This is a genomic window from Rickettsiella grylli, from assembly GCF_000168295.1.
In the GTDB taxonomy this organism is placed as follows: domain Bacteria; phylum Pseudomonadota; class Gammaproteobacteria; order Diplorickettsiales; family Diplorickettsiaceae; genus Aquirickettsiella; species Aquirickettsiella grylli.
Genome location: NZ_AAQJ02000001.1, coordinates 466,349 through 481,729 on the forward strand (window position 1 = coordinate 466,349; position 15,381 = coordinate 481,729).

The 15,381-nt window shown below is 38.8% G+C and carries 16 protein-coding genes and 1 pseudogene; 3 read left to right on the forward strand and 14 right to left on the reverse strand.

The window, feature by feature from the left end; genetic code table 11:
* Positions 1-292: 292 nt before the first annotated feature.
* From RICGR_RS02070 to traF, 3 genes are all read left to right on the forward strand, one after another.
* On the forward strand, positions 293-562 hold the full coding sequence (locus RICGR_RS02070) for a hypothetical protein (protein ID WP_006034706.1): 270 nt from the start codon (positions 293-295) through the stop codon (positions 560-562).
* A gap of 87 nt (positions 563-649) precedes the next feature.
* Complete coding sequence (locus RICGR_RS02075; RefSeq protein WP_006035437.1) at positions 650-1,576, forward strand: Rpn family recombination-promoting nuclease/putative transposase; 927 nt, start codon at positions 650-652, stop codon at positions 1,574-1,576.
* A 158-nt stretch (positions 1,577-1,734) separates the two neighbouring features.
* Positions 1,735-2,292 carry a conjugative transfer signal peptidase TraF gene (gene traF / locus RICGR_RS02080; RefSeq protein ID WP_006035995.1) on the forward strand — a complete coding sequence of 186 codons (558 nt, stop codon included), beginning with the start codon at positions 1,735-1,737 and terminating at the stop codon, positions 2,290-2,292.
* Here the strand turns inward: traF and RICGR_RS07405 are convergent.
* The 14 genes and pseudogenes from RICGR_RS07405 to RICGR_RS02155 form a co-directional block, all read right to left on the reverse strand.
* The gene (locus RICGR_RS07405) at positions 2,243-3,400 is read right to left on the reverse strand and encodes a TraB/TrbI/VirB10 family type IV secretion system protein (RefSeq protein ID WP_006035897.1); all 1,158 of its coding nucleotides are present in this window, start codon (positions 3,398-3,400) and stop codon (positions 2,243-2,245) included. The two genes, traF and RICGR_RS07405, sit on opposite strands and share 50 nt — an antisense overlap.
* Positions 3,401-3,406: 6 nt before the next feature.
* Positions 3,407-4,365, reverse strand: a pseudogene (gene trbG / locus RICGR_RS08080) (P-type conjugative transfer protein TrbG).
* Positions 4,366-4,378: 13 nt separating this feature from the next.
* The gene (locus tag RICGR_RS02100) at positions 4,379-5,152 is read right to left on the reverse strand and encodes a VirB8 family type IV secretion system protein (protein WP_006034843.1); all 774 of its coding nucleotides are present in this window, start codon (positions 5,150-5,152) and stop codon (positions 4,379-4,381) included.
* Positions 5,153-5,178: 26 nt separating this feature from the next.
* The gene (locus RICGR_RS02105; RefSeq protein WP_006034857.1) at positions 5,179-5,889 is read right to left on the reverse strand and encodes a hypothetical protein; all 711 of its coding nucleotides are present in this window, start codon (positions 5,887-5,889) and stop codon (positions 5,179-5,181) included.
* A 10-nt stretch (positions 5,890-5,899) separates the two neighbouring features.
* Complete coding sequence (gene trbL, locus RICGR_RS02110) at positions 5,900-7,018, reverse strand: P-type conjugative transfer protein TrbL (protein ID WP_006035816.1); 1,119 nt, start codon at positions 7,016-7,018, stop codon at positions 5,900-5,902.
* 10 nt (positions 7,019-7,028) lie between these two features.
* The gene (trbJ, locus tag RICGR_RS02115) at positions 7,029-7,757 is read right to left on the reverse strand and encodes a P-type conjugative transfer protein TrbJ (protein ID WP_006035575.1); all 729 of its coding nucleotides are present in this window, start codon (positions 7,755-7,757) and stop codon (positions 7,029-7,031) included.
* The gene (locus RICGR_RS02120; RefSeq protein WP_006034777.1) at positions 7,750-10,221 is read right to left on the reverse strand and encodes a VirB4 family type IV secretion/conjugal transfer ATPase; all 2,472 of its coding nucleotides are present in this window, start codon (positions 10,219-10,221) and stop codon (positions 7,750-7,752) included. Before RICGR_RS02120 ends, trbJ begins: the two co-directional genes overlap by 8 nt.
* 9 nt (positions 10,222-10,230) lie before the next feature.
* A complete protein-coding gene (locus RICGR_RS02125; protein WP_006035974.1) occupies positions 10,231-10,557 on the reverse strand; it encodes a VirB3 family type IV secretion system protein in 327 nt (108 codons plus the stop codon).
* Between the two features lie 9 nt (positions 10,558-10,566).
* Positions 10,567-10,896, reverse strand: a complete 330-nt coding sequence (locus RICGR_RS02130) for a TrbC/VirB2 family type IV secretion system protein (RefSeq protein WP_006035202.1) — start codon at positions 10,894-10,896, stop codon at positions 10,567-10,569.
* 13 nt (positions 10,897-10,909) lie between these two features.
* Positions 10,910-11,848: a P-type conjugative transfer ATPase TrbB gene (gene trbB / locus RICGR_RS02135; RefSeq protein ID WP_006035227.1), complete on the reverse strand. Its 939-nt coding sequence runs from the start codon at positions 11,846-11,848 to the stop codon at positions 10,910-10,912.
* Positions 11,849-12,001: 153 nt separating this feature from the next.
* Complete coding sequence (locus RICGR_RS02140; RefSeq protein ID WP_040615109.1) at positions 12,002-12,289, reverse strand: TraM recognition domain-containing protein; 288 nt, start codon at positions 12,287-12,289, stop codon at positions 12,002-12,004.
* Positions 12,283-13,719: an FtsK/SpoIIIE domain-containing protein gene (locus RICGR_RS02145; RefSeq protein ID WP_040615110.1), complete on the reverse strand. Its 1,437-nt coding sequence runs from the start codon at positions 13,717-13,719 to the stop codon at positions 12,283-12,285. Before RICGR_RS02145 ends, RICGR_RS02140 begins: the two co-directional genes overlap by 7 nt.
* Complete coding sequence (locus tag RICGR_RS02150) at positions 13,712-14,398, reverse strand: hypothetical protein (RefSeq protein WP_006035065.1); 687 nt, start codon at positions 14,396-14,398, stop codon at positions 13,712-13,714. The genes RICGR_RS02145 and RICGR_RS02150 overlap by 8 nt, the downstream gene beginning before the upstream one ends.
* A 543-nt stretch (positions 14,399-14,941) precedes the next feature.
* A complete protein-coding gene (locus RICGR_RS02155; RefSeq protein ID WP_040615112.1) occupies positions 14,942-15,214 on the reverse strand; it encodes an NrdR family transcriptional regulator in 273 nt (90 codons plus the stop codon).
* Between the last annotated feature and the right edge of the window lie 167 nt (positions 15,215-15,381).

The following is a 15,381-nucleotide window of genomic DNA, read 5'->3' on the forward strand; positions in this document are numbered from 1 at the left end:
TGGTTTTGAGATCTATTCAAAAGCTTTAGAAAAATTAGAAAAACAGGAGATAACACATGTGTAACTTTAGTACGCACGTTTCTTTAAGATCAAGCGATCCATCTTAAAAGCATTCCTAGGTTTGGCAGTGATATTAATCACCTTAGAAGGAGTTCATATGTTGATTTACTAACCAATAAATAAAACCAAGCATAATTATTAAATTGCCTAACCCCGTTAAGGGGACACCGATAAAGTGTTTCCGCACTCTACCGGTGTCTGGCCACAACCAATTCTAGAGGAGAATTGAATCATGGTTAAACACAGCTTATCGCGATCACTCGATCGACGCAAATTACACGAACTAGAAGACTATTTAGAACAACAAGCGCTTATTTTAGATTATATAAAAAAAGCCAAAGCAAAAGCTTACATCGCCTTATCCAATGATTTTTTAGATTATGATCCAGAAATTATCCACGACTACTTAGGGGTGAGTGATCGACTAGAAATCATTACCACGATGTTTGAAAATTTGATGGCTAGTTTTGATGATATTCAACCTTATTTGATGGTAGCCTAAATAAAAGATGAGGGGAAATTTAAGATTTCTTTTCCCCTCATCTTCCGTTAGAATTCTTTGCTCAATCACAATAAGGATAACAAAACCGTGTCGATTCAGATTCATAATGCGCACGATGCCATTTTTAAGACGTTTTTTACGGATATTGAAGTCGCAACCCACTTCATCACGATTTATTTACCCAAACACATGAAACAAGCCTGTGATTTTTCGACGTTAAAGATTGAGCCCGGGTCTTTTGTCGATGCAGATCTGAAACAACATCATTCTGATATTTTGTACTCGTTGAAAGTCAATGGGATGCACGGTTATGTTTATCTTAATCTCGAACATCAAAGCACAGCAGAAGAACTGATGCCTTTTCGCATGCACCGCTATAAAGTGGCCATTATGCAGCAGCATCTAAACCAAGGAAACAAAAAATTACCGCTGGTTATTTCGATGCTTTTCTACCATGGGAAAGGTCAGTACCCTTATTGCTTAAAGCTCATCGATTGCGTTGAGGACACGCCCTTTGCAAAAGCACATTTCTTTGATGATCCGCTGCTTATCGATCTCAATGTACTGCCGGATGAGGAGATCTATCGACACAAACAGCTTGCTTTCTTAGAAATTGTTCAAAAACATATTTTTACCAGAGATCTAGAGGATATTGCCGATCATATTGTAAGGCTGGTTAAACAGGTAAAGCCTGATCATGATTTGTTCAATCAATTGGTATATTATATGTTAGTCAAAGGTGAGACCGCCAATGTGAACCAGGTGATTGAGAAGCTTAAAACCATCGAAGACTATGAGGAAGATATTATGAATGCAGCACAGCAATTAAAACAGCAAGGTCGGCAAGAAGGTCTGTACGAAGGTCGGCAAGAAGGTCTACAGAAAGGAGAGTACCGTAAAGCGATAACTATTGCTAAAAAGCTTATCGCTGAAGGTCGATCGATTCAATATATTCAAGATCTAACCAATTTATCTGAAAATGAAGTGTTAAGTTTAGTTGAAGAAAAAGCGTGAATCAGATTCCTTTGTAGAAGAACTTACGCAAATTCTTTCTTTTATTTAGGAAAAGAGGTAGACACAAGTTCTCTATTCTCCAAATTGAGTATGCAGATATACATTTATTTTGAATGCAGATATAGTCACGATTGTAACTCGTAGAACATGCTGCCGAGATGTCTAAATTTTTACCTATAATAGTTAGTATTTTACTAATCGCTATTTTACTTCACGTTTTTCATATTCAATTCAATTATACTTCATCAATGCCTATTGGTTTTTATCAGCGGGAAAATACTACTAAAATTAAACGTGGTGATTTAGTATCCGTTTGTCTTTCCAGGGAAATAGCGGCTTTGGCTTTACAGCGCGGCTACTTACGAGCTGGGAACTGTCCAAGTGGAGTGATTCCTGTGCTCAAACAAGTTATCGCTATTCCTGGTGATACCGTAACACTTACTAATAGTAACATCACCGTTAACGAACTTGAATATACGGCACCTTTTATGCTAACAGATCATAACAAAAACACCATGCAAAAATTTATTAGTAATGGTTTATATCCATATAACCATGGTTATTGGATCTATGGCGCGAATGATCCAATAAAATCCTGGGACTCTCGTTATTATGGTGCAGTTAACAGGAAAGCGATTATTGGCGTTTATAAACCCTTATTTACGTTCAAGAATAAGGATTTTGTAAAACCAGATCCCTTGTCAGTAGCACATTAAAATCAGTGCCTGGTCGAATCTTTAATGTGGGCTGGATATTCATATTTTTGGCTACTAGCTGTGTGGCGGTTTGTCCTATCTGTTGACCTATCGCGCCATAAATAATTTGCTGTGAACTTAATGGGTTGTTATTGCTTTGCGGTTGACTGAGTTGTCCGGCTGCACCAAATACACTAAACATTAATGCGGAGCTAAAAAGTCGAAAATAATGGTTGTCTACTTGATCATGTAGACCGGCCATACCGGCCAAATCAACACCTGGCATTCTCTGTAAATCAAAGGAGGAAGTATCCGGGAATATTAAACGTGACCAAACAATTAAGACTCGTGATTGGCCATAAGCCACTTGTGAATCATAGTTGCCAATTAGCGTAGTACCTTGTGGGATTAATAAATAGTTGCCCGTTGCCGTGTCATACACATCATGGCGTACTTTAGCCATAATATGGCCAGGCAGATTACTATAAATGCCGGTTACTAAGTTAGCGGGGATAATCGTACCGGCATTCAGTTGATACTGCGATAAGGGATGTTGCAATGTGGATTGAATGGTATTTTTTTCAAGTGAATCGTTTTTATTTAAAAAGGCAATTTTTTCTGATTGCAGATTTTTCTGGGTATAAGCATCGGGTGAATGCGGGCTATCTAAATTTATGTTTTGCAGTGCGCTAGGCAAGTTGGGATAAGATAGTGAGGGTTGGCTCTCTGCGTACTGCGTATTGTTGTGATACACGGATATTGACGCATTACTGGCTTCTTTGAAATCGTTTTGTGACAAATTCTTTGGACTAGCCTTGCTAGCTAAACTATCAGCATCCGAACTATTTTTAGGTTTGATCGGATGTTTCGCTTTGCTATCTACAAGTAGGGGTTTATGCGTTTCTCCCTGTATTTTTTCAATGAGTGAAACCGCACTATCAGAGTTACCCTGACTATTTTCGCCGGATACTTTTTTGATCGGATGCGGCGCATAATGGTTTAGAAAGTACAAAAACAAAATGACTATCAATAATAAGCCGCCTGCTATCGACAGTAATAAGCGACGGCTAATGCCGATACCTTTGGGTGGCTTTGGCACTTCCGAATACAATGCCTCATTGTCCTTCATTATTTTTTATCCAACATTTTTATTATCGATTTCAACACGGTCTTGAGTAGTACCCTTGCCAGAAAGCAGATAAGCCCTAGCAAATAAGCCATCCACGATGTAATAGGGTTTTTGGTAACGATAATTTACCATTTCCATGGCTTTATTTCGCAAAATATAAAGTACGGGTAAGTCTAAGCGTTCAGAAATAGCTGGCATTTGAATGAATGTTTTATTGCCATCATCAAAGACACGTGTAGGTCGCCAGCTGGGAGAATCGCCTTGTAACGGTAATTAAAATTAATTTGATCCACTGATATGTGTGTGCTGTGAGCAACCACTTCTTGTTGTAAGGGTGCGTTCGCTTGTTGATTGGCTTGCTGTATAGCCTTTGATAAGGTTTCTTGCGGATAATAGAAATTAACCACATGTGTAGAGGCGCCTTGCTGGCTGACTAATCCTATATTATAAGTGCGTTTATCGGTTGTGATCACCATGTCCGTAGCCATATCATAAAGCTTCGGTTTTACAGAAACTTGGTAAGAGCCGTCTTGTGTAGAACCTACTAGTGAGACGCTAACTAACCAATGCGCTGCATCGCCTAAATCAATATTATTAATTTTTTCACCGTGTTCTAATTGCAGCACACAGAGATGTAAAGGAGCACAGGCTACGATGGGATGAGAGTAAGCATCATAGGCAAAGGTTTTAAAACCTTCTGAGTTAATCGTTTTAGCCATCCCTTTTTTAGTAAATTCTTTATAGGCTTTTAACACTTGCGGATTATTACCAAAACCAAACGTAGCGGCTACTTTTGGTGTAGGTAGCGGTATCGATGTTTTTTCGGTGATAATACGGTTAGGATTGATAAAATCACTTGGGTTATAATTGACCACCGGAGGAGAAACACAAGCGGCTAAAAATAACGTTATCAGTGACAATCCCGTTGTTTTTAAGCAGTTAAGCACCAGTAAATTATTTGTCATACTTATTTCCTTATTATTTTTGATCGAGTGACCACGCTAAATGAGTAATCGCCAATCCCAGCGGATTATTACGTAAAATAATTTCGTTCTGCGAAGGTGCTTGGTAGTAATAGATAAGCTGGGCAATGTAATGTTGGGACTGTACGATTTCACCCGAACGAACATTGCGCCAATCTTCACGCCAGCGCACATCTAATGTGTGTGCCGAATTTTGTAAAGCACTGGTTATGGTGATGTTCTTTACAAATTGTTGTGCCAGTACATTGGGGTTGTTTTCTTCATAAAATTCTTTAAGCACGTGCGTAGCTTCTCCAGTTGTGAAGGATAAGGCCGCTATTTTATTATTAGCATTGGCTTCGCCATCGGCACTGACAGTACGGGCATTACGAATAAACTGTTTAATAAAATAAGCGGCTAAGGTAGGTTTTAGTGATTGAAACTCAGCTGTATTTGCATTGGCTACGGTCAACACTTCATTACCATGTACAATAAAAGGCATGGGCTTGATCTTGGTTTCGCCAGCAATAACGACTAAACCAATAATGGCTGATAGAATAACCAAGGATAATATGAAGATAACACGGTAGCTGTTTTCTAGTTTCGTTTGAATACTGCCATACAGGTCATTCCATAAGGCTCGTGACTGCAAATACGGGTTATTGGCTAAGTTTTTTTCAAATTGTCTTTGTTTTGTTATTGCTTTTCTATGTACACTTCTCTTTGAGGATTTTTTTCGTTCGAAATAACGATTTTTGATTTCGATCCATTTTTTAAGAAGAAAGTGCATAGTATTACAGTATTTTTTTATTAATTTTACTTAATCGTTTCGTCAATCGACTGCATGGCTTTATCAAAGCTGGCTAAACTACGATTATTGATCCAGTTTTGAATTTTCTGTGCTTGTTCGCGTGTAAAATATTTATGTGAGTTGCCTTTTATTAATTCACAGAAACGCTTCGCAAGCTGGTTATAAGCTGTTTGGTAATCTGTTATCAGTTTCGTTTGTATATCAAAATCTAAGCCATGTTGGTTGTAGTAATCTAAGGTTATTTTATCCAGTGCTTTCCAAATAACTGCATTCCAAAAGCGCCGATAAACGGCTAATAGACCACCGATTAAATAAGCCCAAAAAAAGTATTTTTCAAAATGATAACCAAAAGTGCCTAAACCAAATTGCCACTGATTGACTAAACCTAAAGCACCGATAAGAACGTTTACCCAAATAATAAAGGGAGATTGATTAGCATAACCGATTGGCCAGAGGATAAAGGTACCGCTAAACCCTATTAAAACCATTAATCCCATTAATTTAAATGGGAAGTAATGAAAAAATGCGATAGTAGCTAAGAAGCAAATGATGAAAAAAACACTTATAAAATTTTGACCGCTTTCATTTGAATTATGAACGTACGCTCGATTTCCCCAAAAAACCCATATAGTATTTTTCCATCCTGATAATTTACCTGCCAGCACTAAAGAGCAGTCTAAGTATGCTGGGTTAATGGTTTTATTATTATTTAGCATTTAGTTTCCTTTACTTATTTTTTACTTTATTTGCCATATGGTGATTAAATTTTTGCCCCATCGTAAAATGTTGTTTCTGCTTCATTACCATGTTTTTCACGGTATTCGCTGTCGCAGAAGCTAAGTTCGCGCCCATATTTGTTACTCCTTTCTTCAATCCATGAATTAAATTATTGCCTTGCTGAAATCCTTGAAATCCACTTGACGCAGTATGACCAAGCCCCGCTCCGAGCTGAGCTAATCCTTGAATACCTTTACCTGTCATTGCGTTTGCACGTAGTAAAGAACTTGCGCCACTGGTACCGGCATTAATGGCCGTGCCGACGGCTGTATCGCCATAGTTACGAAATCCACCAATACCCGAAAGCCCAGCAATAAAAGGTGGAATATTTTTAAGGATCATGTAATAGACAATAACCGCCGCCAAAATCACTAACATGGGCATGAGTTCATGGTTTTTAGCCGCGAGTTCAGTCATGGTTGCCCATTCAGAACCAACGTTTTGACCAACCCCTAATAATAAATAAAGCGACATTAATTGCAGTCCTAAACCAATCGCTGCACGAAAATAACTTTTTGCCATGTCTTGTGTGTATTCAGAAGCACCAAACGCAAAGAAAAGACTGCCTGTGGCAATGAGAATATAAGATTTCACCAAGACAATAGCGAGTTCAGCGGCCATTAATCCATATAGCACTAAAATACTGATACAAACGGTTGCGCCAACCAAAGACACCCAAGGATGACCTAATAACCCCCAGTCAAAAAATCCTTTGAAGATAGCACCGGAAATACTGATCCCTTGATCAATGATGGAGCTGGGATCTAATGAAGTAATACCGGCTATCTGGCCTAAATGAATAAAGCCATTTAACAATTGTGGTATCCATTGCCCACTTAATTGAATCAATGCATAGAAAAATCCAAACAAAAAACTCGATTGCACTAAGCGTGTTACAAAACGCTGTAAGGATTCACCGGCAATGGTCATCCAAATTGCGGTTAAGGTAAGTTGAATAGTGACTAAATAATAAAAAAGTCTTTCAGCGGCTTGTTGAATTAAGGCACCATCGTGACTGAGTGCCGTTAAAAACTGCTGCGTGACTTGATCTAAAATGCCTGATTCCATAGCATGCCTTTCAAAAAGGAATTTCTCCAAAGTTGGGATTGTTTTTATAGGCTGGAAACTGTGTTGGAAAAGCGCTTGTCATCTCCTCTAAGCCTTTTTCTTGATAACTATCTTTGGAAGCCTGATAAGCCATAAACGCAGTTTGCGCATTCGTTTGTACGGATATCAATCGCTTTAAGGCTTGTATTTGATTGACTTGTTGTACTGAAATTTCACTTAATAGTTGTAAGGCCTGTAATCGTCCTTGTAAATTTTTTCCTTGACGTTCAAGTTGTCGCATAGATTCCTGTTCCGTTTGAAAATTGTTTGCACTTCTATTCATGGCATTTAACGTAGCATGTAAAGTTAGCGTCGTTGCGTTCCAATTTTTAGCGGTTTGAGAGTAACTTGCCGGGTTAGAGTAGGAATTCGTATAATCGGGATACTTTTGCTGAAATTGATTATCCAAGTTGGAAGCGGCATAGGATAACGCTTGTCCTTGTTGCGTGATGGCATCTAAGTGCTGCACCAATTGCGTGATATTCTGCCATTGATACTGTGATAACTTGCCGGTATTTTTAATGTCATTCTCGATCATTTGAATTTGATTACGGATTTGCGTGGCTTGATTTAATAATGACGTCGCTGAATGAATCGCCGTGGTGTTATTTGCTAAATAATTTTCAAACTCTATCGGATCAGCCCAAGCAAATACATTGAAAGGAAAGGCACATAACAAGAAAAAAAATAATTTAGGCATGCGTTTCTCCCGAAAAATAATGCTTTTCTGCGAATGAGCGCCATTCATTAAGACCTTTATAAGTTAGCCAGTCCAATACCCACCTTGGATCATTAAGCTGATAAAGTTTATTAAAATGATCACTCTCAGATTTTTCAGAAATACATAAAAAGGCTTGGGCAAGATCGCCTAAATCCAGTCTAAAAAGACGATTACCACATTCCGATTGATAATAATAATCTTGTTTAGGTGTCGCTTCTTTAATAATCGTGATCTGTTGTTCGTTGAGACCAAACGCACGATATTGATTAGCTATATGAGACTCTTCTGCCTTTTTATTCGGTAAATATAAGCGAGTCATGCAAGAGGTTTGAATGAGTGAAGCGGCTTCCGATTTCACGATATCATCTAAATCTTGTGAAATAAAAATGACGGATACATTGGATTTGCGTAGCGTTTTAAACCAGTCCGTTAGCTTATTACGAAAGAGTGGATGGCGTAGATAGAGCCACGCTTCTTCTAAAATTAATAAGGTGGGTCTTTTGTCCTTAAACAATTGTTCTAACTCATTAAAAATAGCTTTTATAACGGGAATCGCTACATCACGCGCATGCATATCTGCTTTTACTAAGGAGCCCATTTCAAATCCTAGTATATCACCGCCCGAAAAAGCGGGCTCCGTGCCATTAAGCAAACGGCGATATTGTCCTGAATTAAAGCTGGAAATGGCTTCTCTCAACACCGGATCTTGCAAGGAAAGATGATCTAAGTTTTTATAAGACTGTGCATCAAGGCTTAGGCGCTCAACCGCTTCACGTAATAATTTTTGTCGCGCAGGAGTTACTGTAACGCCTTGTACGCGGCAGCAATCGGATAACCATTCAATGGCTTGTTCAATCTGTTCAGGATTATCCGGATGAATTCTTGCCAAAACACCCAACTGGAATTGATCGGATTCAAGATCAAAGTACTGTCCACCTAAGGATAAAATAGCGGTACGATTAGACTGATCTTTATCCAGTACAATAATTCGCGAGCCTGGATATTTTCGGTGGCTGGCCATGAGCATGGCATTTAAGGTTGTTTTACCCGATCCCGTTGGACCTACTATCGCCGTGTGTCCGACATCGCCAATATGTAGATTTAACATAAAAGGACGACTGCCTTTGGTTGCCGTTAATAGCAACGGTGCTTGATCGTTATAACCGTCTTTTTTGCACGGTGATTTGCTTTCACCTTGATACAGTGAACTGACTGGAAACGCATGCGCAATAAACTGTGTGTCTTGCAGCATTTTTCGTAGATTATAATCACCATGACAAGGAATGGAGCCTAAATACGCTTCAGCCGCATTCAGCGATTCATCTCTTACCCGAAAATCTAACTGCTGGATTTTAGCGATAATGTCCTGGCTTATTTTTTCTAAAAATTTCTTATCGTTGTGAATTAAAATCAAATTACTATTATAAAATCCGTAACTGATTTGGCCTGCTGAATTTTCAATTTGTGCCGTTTTTAATTGATTCACTGTTGCTTGTGCATCGTCATCACGTCTAGCCTCGAGTCCTAGTGATTCACGAATTACACCCATGACACCAATGGCTTTGGATGACCAATTACGCTCATACCGTTTTAGATAGGCTTTAGCCGTCAGCCGATCTAAACAAATAAAACGGCTCGTCCAGCGGTATTCAATCGGAAAATAACTCAGCGCTTCTAAAATACAGGGATAACTATAAGACGGCAGATCATCGATTGCTAATACTTTGATGTATTTCCCTGCAATCCTCGGTTCAAAGCCACCCTGAAATGCTTCAGCGACATAAGCATCTAAAAAGGCACCGGTTCTGGGCATAACCAATTGATGCGAATCACCTGTAATACAATTATGCAGATAAGTGATCAACTCATTGTTAATCAATGGAGATAAGTTAACTAAAGAACGTTTAAGAAAGCCGGTAAATTCTTGGAGTTTTTTATCAAACTGTTTTAATTGTGTTTCAAAACCGGATTCCCGTTTTATATCTCCTTCAATAGCAAAATATCTTAACTTTGATTCAATTAACTGTTCTGGTTTCCACGTAATGCTTAAGTAATGTGTTGTTTTAAAATAGCACTGTCCTTGATATTGCATCCGACGCTCATCATCAATTAAGGCAGAAATTACCTCTGGAAATACCTGAGGTTTTGCATAGTTATTAAAAATTTCACTTGCTACATTGGTTTCTACCATCCAACCATTGCCTAAAAAACCCAAACTATCCGCCCAGGTTTTAGCATGAAAATCTAAATCATGACTGCTAGAGGACTCCAAATCCGGTGCAATGTATTTAAAATGGCGAGAAATCGCGCCATCTTTATGCAGAATAGTATTGTCATCTAATTGAATGAGATAACTTAATAGATCATTGAGTCCGCGATGTTTTCGCCGATAAAAAATTGCTTGTTTAGTTGGACTTCTTTGTTTTTCTTTTGCAAAAATCATAACACTTCTTCACCAAGGACGTGACACCGTTTTTATTTTCCAAATTTCTGTCATTAGGGGATGACTTTTCGCTGGAAAATAAGCACGCAGCGAATAACGGGTACTGCGTTTAAATAATTTTCCTAAGTTGGGGTCGCTTTTAGAAATCAGTAATAACACAAAGTGCATCGCAATAAAAAAACCAAACCCCAGTAAACACGCTGGAAAATGAAAATGCGTGCTGGCTACCAAAGGGAATGACAGCAGTGCATTAGCAAAAACTAAGCGTTTTTCTACGCCACCGATCATTAATCGCATCAATGCTTTATTAACCACTATAACTGTTCCTCTCATCATCCCTTATCCTCAAATAACAGCGCCACTAAATCCCAAAAACTGAGTGGTAATTTGTGCAGCGAAAAAAGCAATTGATAAACCGCAAGCAGCCTGAAGAAAACGTTTAGCGCCGCCTTGCAAATCGGCAAAGGCCATCACAGCACCACTCATCACAATAGCAATGATGGAAATGGCATAGGTGACAGGCCCTGTTAAAGAAGTAGCTACCTTATTTAGAATAGTTTCCCAAGCATTGATCCCCGTTTCTGCAGCAAAGGCGGAACAAGGCAGCGTAACAATCAACATTACTATCATTCTTTGTAAACTTATTTTTTGTAGCAATGATTGGCATCGTTGCATGTTACTCTCCGTATTAATCGAGTTTCTCAAACTGAAATAAATTAGTTTTAGTATCAAATCCTTTTACTGTAATCATTTCTGTTACGATTCGGCCGGCAGGATGAGAGGCACGTTCTTCGATTTGTACGATGACATCTAAAGCTTCAGCCGCTAACAAGTAGGGTGGTGTTGTTACAACTTCACAAGCCAAATCCAACACCCGTTGCACGGCCGCTTCTGGATTATTCGCATGTATCGTTGCAATCCCTCCGGGACAACCGGTATTCCACGCTTTTAACATATCCAGCGCAGCACCATCACGAACTTCACCGATGACAATTCGATCGGGTGAATTACGCACCGCGATCCACAATAAGCGATTCATCGTCACGTGTTCTGAAACCAGCATGGTTTTTAAATTTTTAACGTTGCATTGCAATTCGGGTACTTGCTCTAGCACTAAAACTCGATGCCCTTCGGGTACAAGCTTTGCCATCACATCCAATAAGGCATTGGCAAACGTGGTTTTACCCGAAGCCGGACTACCACTAATTAAGATATTTTTTCTACACGTAATGGCATGCGTTAAAGTATTAGCTTGTTTTTGTGTAATAATTTGGGATTCAACATAATGTTCAAGCGTAAAAACTAACTTAGCTTTTTTTCGGATATTAAAAGAAATTCGTTGATTGATCGGTGGAATAGTGATGTTGATGCGTTCACCCGAAAAAGGTAGCGTCGCATCTAAATACGGTGTTTGATCATTTAAAAACTTATTTTCGTACTGAGCGAGAGCATGAACAAAGCTAGAGGCTAGATGTTCATCTAGGTTACCTGCGTAAAGCGTTTCTTGTGTTTTATGCTTAAACCAAAGAGAACTATCAGGATTAAGCATGATTTCAAATATATTATCATCCTGCAATCCTTGATGTATTTGTGAACCTAACTTTTCCCAGAGATAACATGCTTCCATACATTTTTTCTTTTTAGTAATGCATTAAATTATCTATAATCTCCCTAAACTTTAATACGTATAGAGCACACTTGCAAGATTTTAACCGATACCAAATAGACGTGTTGTACCGAAAGTTGAAGCAAGAAACACTAAACCTTTCCTGCTAGCTGCCTAAATAGCTCCCTTCCGCAGTAGTATTTTTCGTACCCTAAACGCCTGCTTGTTTACAAAGATCGCCTGACCCAGTGTGAGGCGCTTAATTTCGTCGGGATGAATAATGAATTCGCGCGTCTGCTTAACGGAACCGAGCCCTGTGCTTCCCTGATTTTCGGATAGCTGTGCCGTAACCTCAAAGACAGATTCGGTACCAATCAGGTTAGCCAGTACCTCTGCATCATTCGGATTATTTTGTCGCTGAATAATGTAATTATTGGTGTTATTTAATATCTGTCCTAACAACGCTTCATCGCCTTTACGCAGGATACGGATAATGATTGGGTCGATAAGACGGCATGAACACCGGCACCGCGCCCTTGATTAACCAGGTTAACGATCTGATCGCCTGCAAATATTGAAAATTCATCAAATATCGTATAAAGCTTGATTTTTTCTGCCTGGATTAACAGTGAGGCTAACAGCGATTTTATATCATTGATAATCAGCTTGCCTAATGTTTCTGCATAAGCAGGAAAAGCTAAAGGCTGTAAGCAAAAATAGACAACGGCCCTTTCCGAAAAAGCTTTATCCAGTGTAATAACGTTACCGGATGAGCAATCAAATAAATGGCCTATTTCACTGTCAGCGATGTTTTCAATTTCTGCAATCAGACTGCTAATATCACGCTTTTTTTCTTCAAGCTTCTCAATATTGTTGACAAGACTCGCATCACCCAACTGTCGCGCTAATTGATAGAGGGATTCTGGTGATAAATGTTTTGCCAAGGAATGTAAATCCAGCGTCATGCTTGTTTTGGCTAAAATTTTAAACACTGTTTGTAAGTAGCCTTCGGCTATCTTACGATAATGGTCTTCCGACCAGTGCCGAAGCTCAACGATACGATCTTTTTTAGACGTAAATCCACCAAATGCAATTGGGTTATATTTTAAACTTTCACCGACCATGGAAAACAAATAAAAAGGGGTACCCTGATCCAACGCAAACCGTTGTACTCGTTGAGCTAATTCCAAATCCCCCTTACCATCTACATAAAAAAGCGGATAGCAACGCACAATCGCGCTTTCAATAATATTCGCAATTCCTGTTGTTTTACCTGAACCTGTCGTGCCAATAGCTAAGGTATGTAAATTCGCGTCTTTATCCGCTAGTTGTACATAGTGCCCCGTCTGTTGATCGACACCTAAAAGGGTGCCTAGGCTATAAGCGGAACTCTTTAAATGCTCCAAACAACTAGCTAATTTCTGTTCAGAGAAAAGCTTAACTGATAACTTCGCTTTACCTCGTGCTACACGTCTGACTTCGTCACGTAAACTCTCATTCCATTGGGAAATAAAAGCAAATATTCCACCTAACAACAAACCATAAGGTAACGCCGATAAACAAACATAAAGATAGCTACATGAAATCTTATTTCCATAAAAATAAGCGTTTAATAGCATCCGACTTTGTTGATATACGGTGTAAAGATTTACCCCTCTCATCATCCAACTACTTAATAGCAATGGGATACTAAGACCTACCACCCATGCTATTGGCAGTTTCAAAAGACGAATAACTACAAATGTAAGCAGTCCTATAACAATAGAAAAAACCGAAAAAGTGAGTCCTCCCAACAGCATAAAAAAAACAAGTAAATTGCGTGGTTTTTCTGTCAATGCTTCAAGCACAACATCCAGTAAGTTAGATTTACTCTCTTTCGCTTGACTACTCATTAGCACTTCCCTGATCACTTAAAAATGCTTGAATGGGATAGGTTTTAATAAAAGGCGCTTTCTCTAGGAACGGCTTCAGTTGGTTTTCAATTTCTCTATCACCACAAAAATACCATACTTCCTGGTAATCAAAATTTTTAAGATAATAATTAAAAATTTCACTGCGCCGTCGTTTACTTTTTTTGCTTAATTCCACTTCAATAGCAATTTTTTTATCATTCAGCAGTAAAACACTGTCAGGGGTGTGTCCGATTTTCCCAAAACAATTTAATCCATCACCGTGCCGTAATTCTCGTTCAGATACATAGCTTCCACCAAAACGATTCAGCAACTGTAAATTTAATGTCGTCACCAACAAATCATGATGATAGGACGCTAAAGAAATTTTACGTAATGCAGGCAATGGACTGCCTGATACGTGAACCCCGTCATGAGTAACCCGATAAATACCCGCTGCGCCGTGAAAAATTCTCTCATGTAAAAGATAGTGGTGCGTTACTAATTTTTTAGATCGAATATAAGCCGTTGGCTGAGATATCTTAAGTTTTTGTGTAATGTGGTTAATCGTTACAAAGCCCACAGAATTAATCCAACACAATAAATTAAGATCTCTTGGAGTCAGTCGTAGCGTAGCCCTTAAAACAGGACGTTCTTTATTCCTTAAAATTATTTCTTTCAAACCTATCTTTCTCCTCTACATTCTCTATATCCACACCACCGCCGCCGGTTCGTGACCTCGGTTTCTAAAATGGACAATGAGTTACATTGGACGTTGTGAAAGCGAGGTCACGAAATATTAGCGCTTGCTAATATAGGTGGCGGTAAATACTCCTAATTTTCAGTCTCAATGACCGTATTTATTAGCATTCTTTAAAAAACTTCCCTTAAAATAGTCTGCATAAAATCTTGTTTAATTACCTACGCCATTTCAATTTTGTAATTTAGTTGTAGGTAATTGTTGCACTTCATTGGCTGTCGCTTAGCCCCTAGCTAGTATGGCTTTTTTTCTAAACGATGACTAATAGCTTATGGAGTGGTACAGAGCAAAGCTAGCGCTTCAAATGTTCTATGAAAACAGCAGGCAACTCCTTGCAATTTAAGTTAATTTGACAATCATACGAAAAACTAGAATCTTTGGAAGATTAAGTCACGAATCCACCTCCAAGTAATAGCAGGCGAGGTAAGATGCGGCTTACCACTCATCTCTGCTTCTCCTTCCACATTAGAGCAGCAAGCCAGTTTCATGGGCTTCAATTAGCTGTCGCCACTGGGAATATGGATCTGATGATCGGGTAAAATACGCAGCAATCTGCTGCAAGGCAGCACGTTTATCGACTGTGGTACTTCCTAGATAGAGTGGAATTTCAAGGGTAGTATAACGAACTTTGCATTTATAGCACCATCGTCGTCTTCTCAACACTTTTCCGTCGATTATTCGACGTGAATCACACACTTCGGTTTTATAATAATGACAAACGGGATTAAGACATTTCATTTGATAGTCCTCGTTACATTCAGCAGTTTGGCAAGTCTGTTGTTTTTATTTTTTAATTGTTGTGTTTCCCCCTTCCTGCGTAGTCTCATTTGATAGCCTAAAAATGATCCGTTGTAGTAATTTTTTTATGGACATATCGTTTTCTCCTTTTTTACTAATTCCAAATC

Bases quoted from the DNA above. Each gene is read 5' to 3' on its own strand.
- RICGR_RS07405 (WP_006035897.1), bottom strand. From the start codon at position 3,400: ATGAAGGACAATGAGGCATTGTATTCGGAAGTGCCAAAGCCACCCAAA.
- RICGR_RS02145 (WP_040615110.1), bottom strand. From the start codon at position 13,719: ATGAGTAGTCAAGCGAAAGAGAGTAAATCTAACTTACTGGATGTTGTG.
- RICGR_RS02155 (WP_040615112.1), bottom strand. From the start codon at position 15,214: ATGAAATGTCTTAATCCCGTTTGTCATTATTATAAAACCGAAGTGTGT.
- RICGR_RS02105 (WP_006034857.1), bottom strand. From the start codon at position 5,889: ATGCTAAATAATAATAAAACCATTAACCCAGCATACTTAGACTGCTCT.
- RICGR_RS02100 (WP_006034843.1), bottom strand. From the start codon at position 5,152: ATGCACTTTCTTCTTAAAAAATGGATCGAAATCAAAAATCGTTATTTC.
- trbL (WP_006035816.1), bottom strand. From the start codon at position 7,018: ATGGAATCAGGCATTTTAGATCAAGTCACGCAGCAGTTTTTAACGGCA.
- traF (WP_006035995.1), top strand. From the start codon at position 1,735: ATGTCTAAATTTTTACCTATAATAGTTAGTATTTTACTAATCGCTATT.
- RICGR_RS02125 (WP_006035974.1), bottom strand. From the start codon at position 10,557: ATGATGAGAGGAACAGTTATAGTGGTTAATAAAGCATTGATGCGATTA.
- trbJ (WP_006035575.1), bottom strand. From the start codon at position 7,757: ATGCCTAAATTATTTTTTTTCTTGTTATGTGCCTTTCCTTTCAATGTA.
- trbB (WP_006035227.1), bottom strand. From the start codon at position 11,848: ATGGAAGCATGTTATCTCTGGGAAAAGTTAGGTTCACAAATACATCAA.
- RICGR_RS02070 (WP_006034706.1), top strand. From the start codon at position 293: ATGGTTAAACACAGCTTATCGCGATCACTCGATCGACGCAAATTACAC.
- RICGR_RS02120 (WP_006034777.1), bottom strand. From the start codon at position 10,221: ATGATTTTTGCAAAAGAAAAACAAAGAAGTCCAACTAAACAAGCAATT.
- RICGR_RS02130 (WP_006035202.1), bottom strand. From the start codon at position 10,896: ATGCAACGATGCCAATCATTGCTACAAAAAATAAGTTTACAAAGAATG.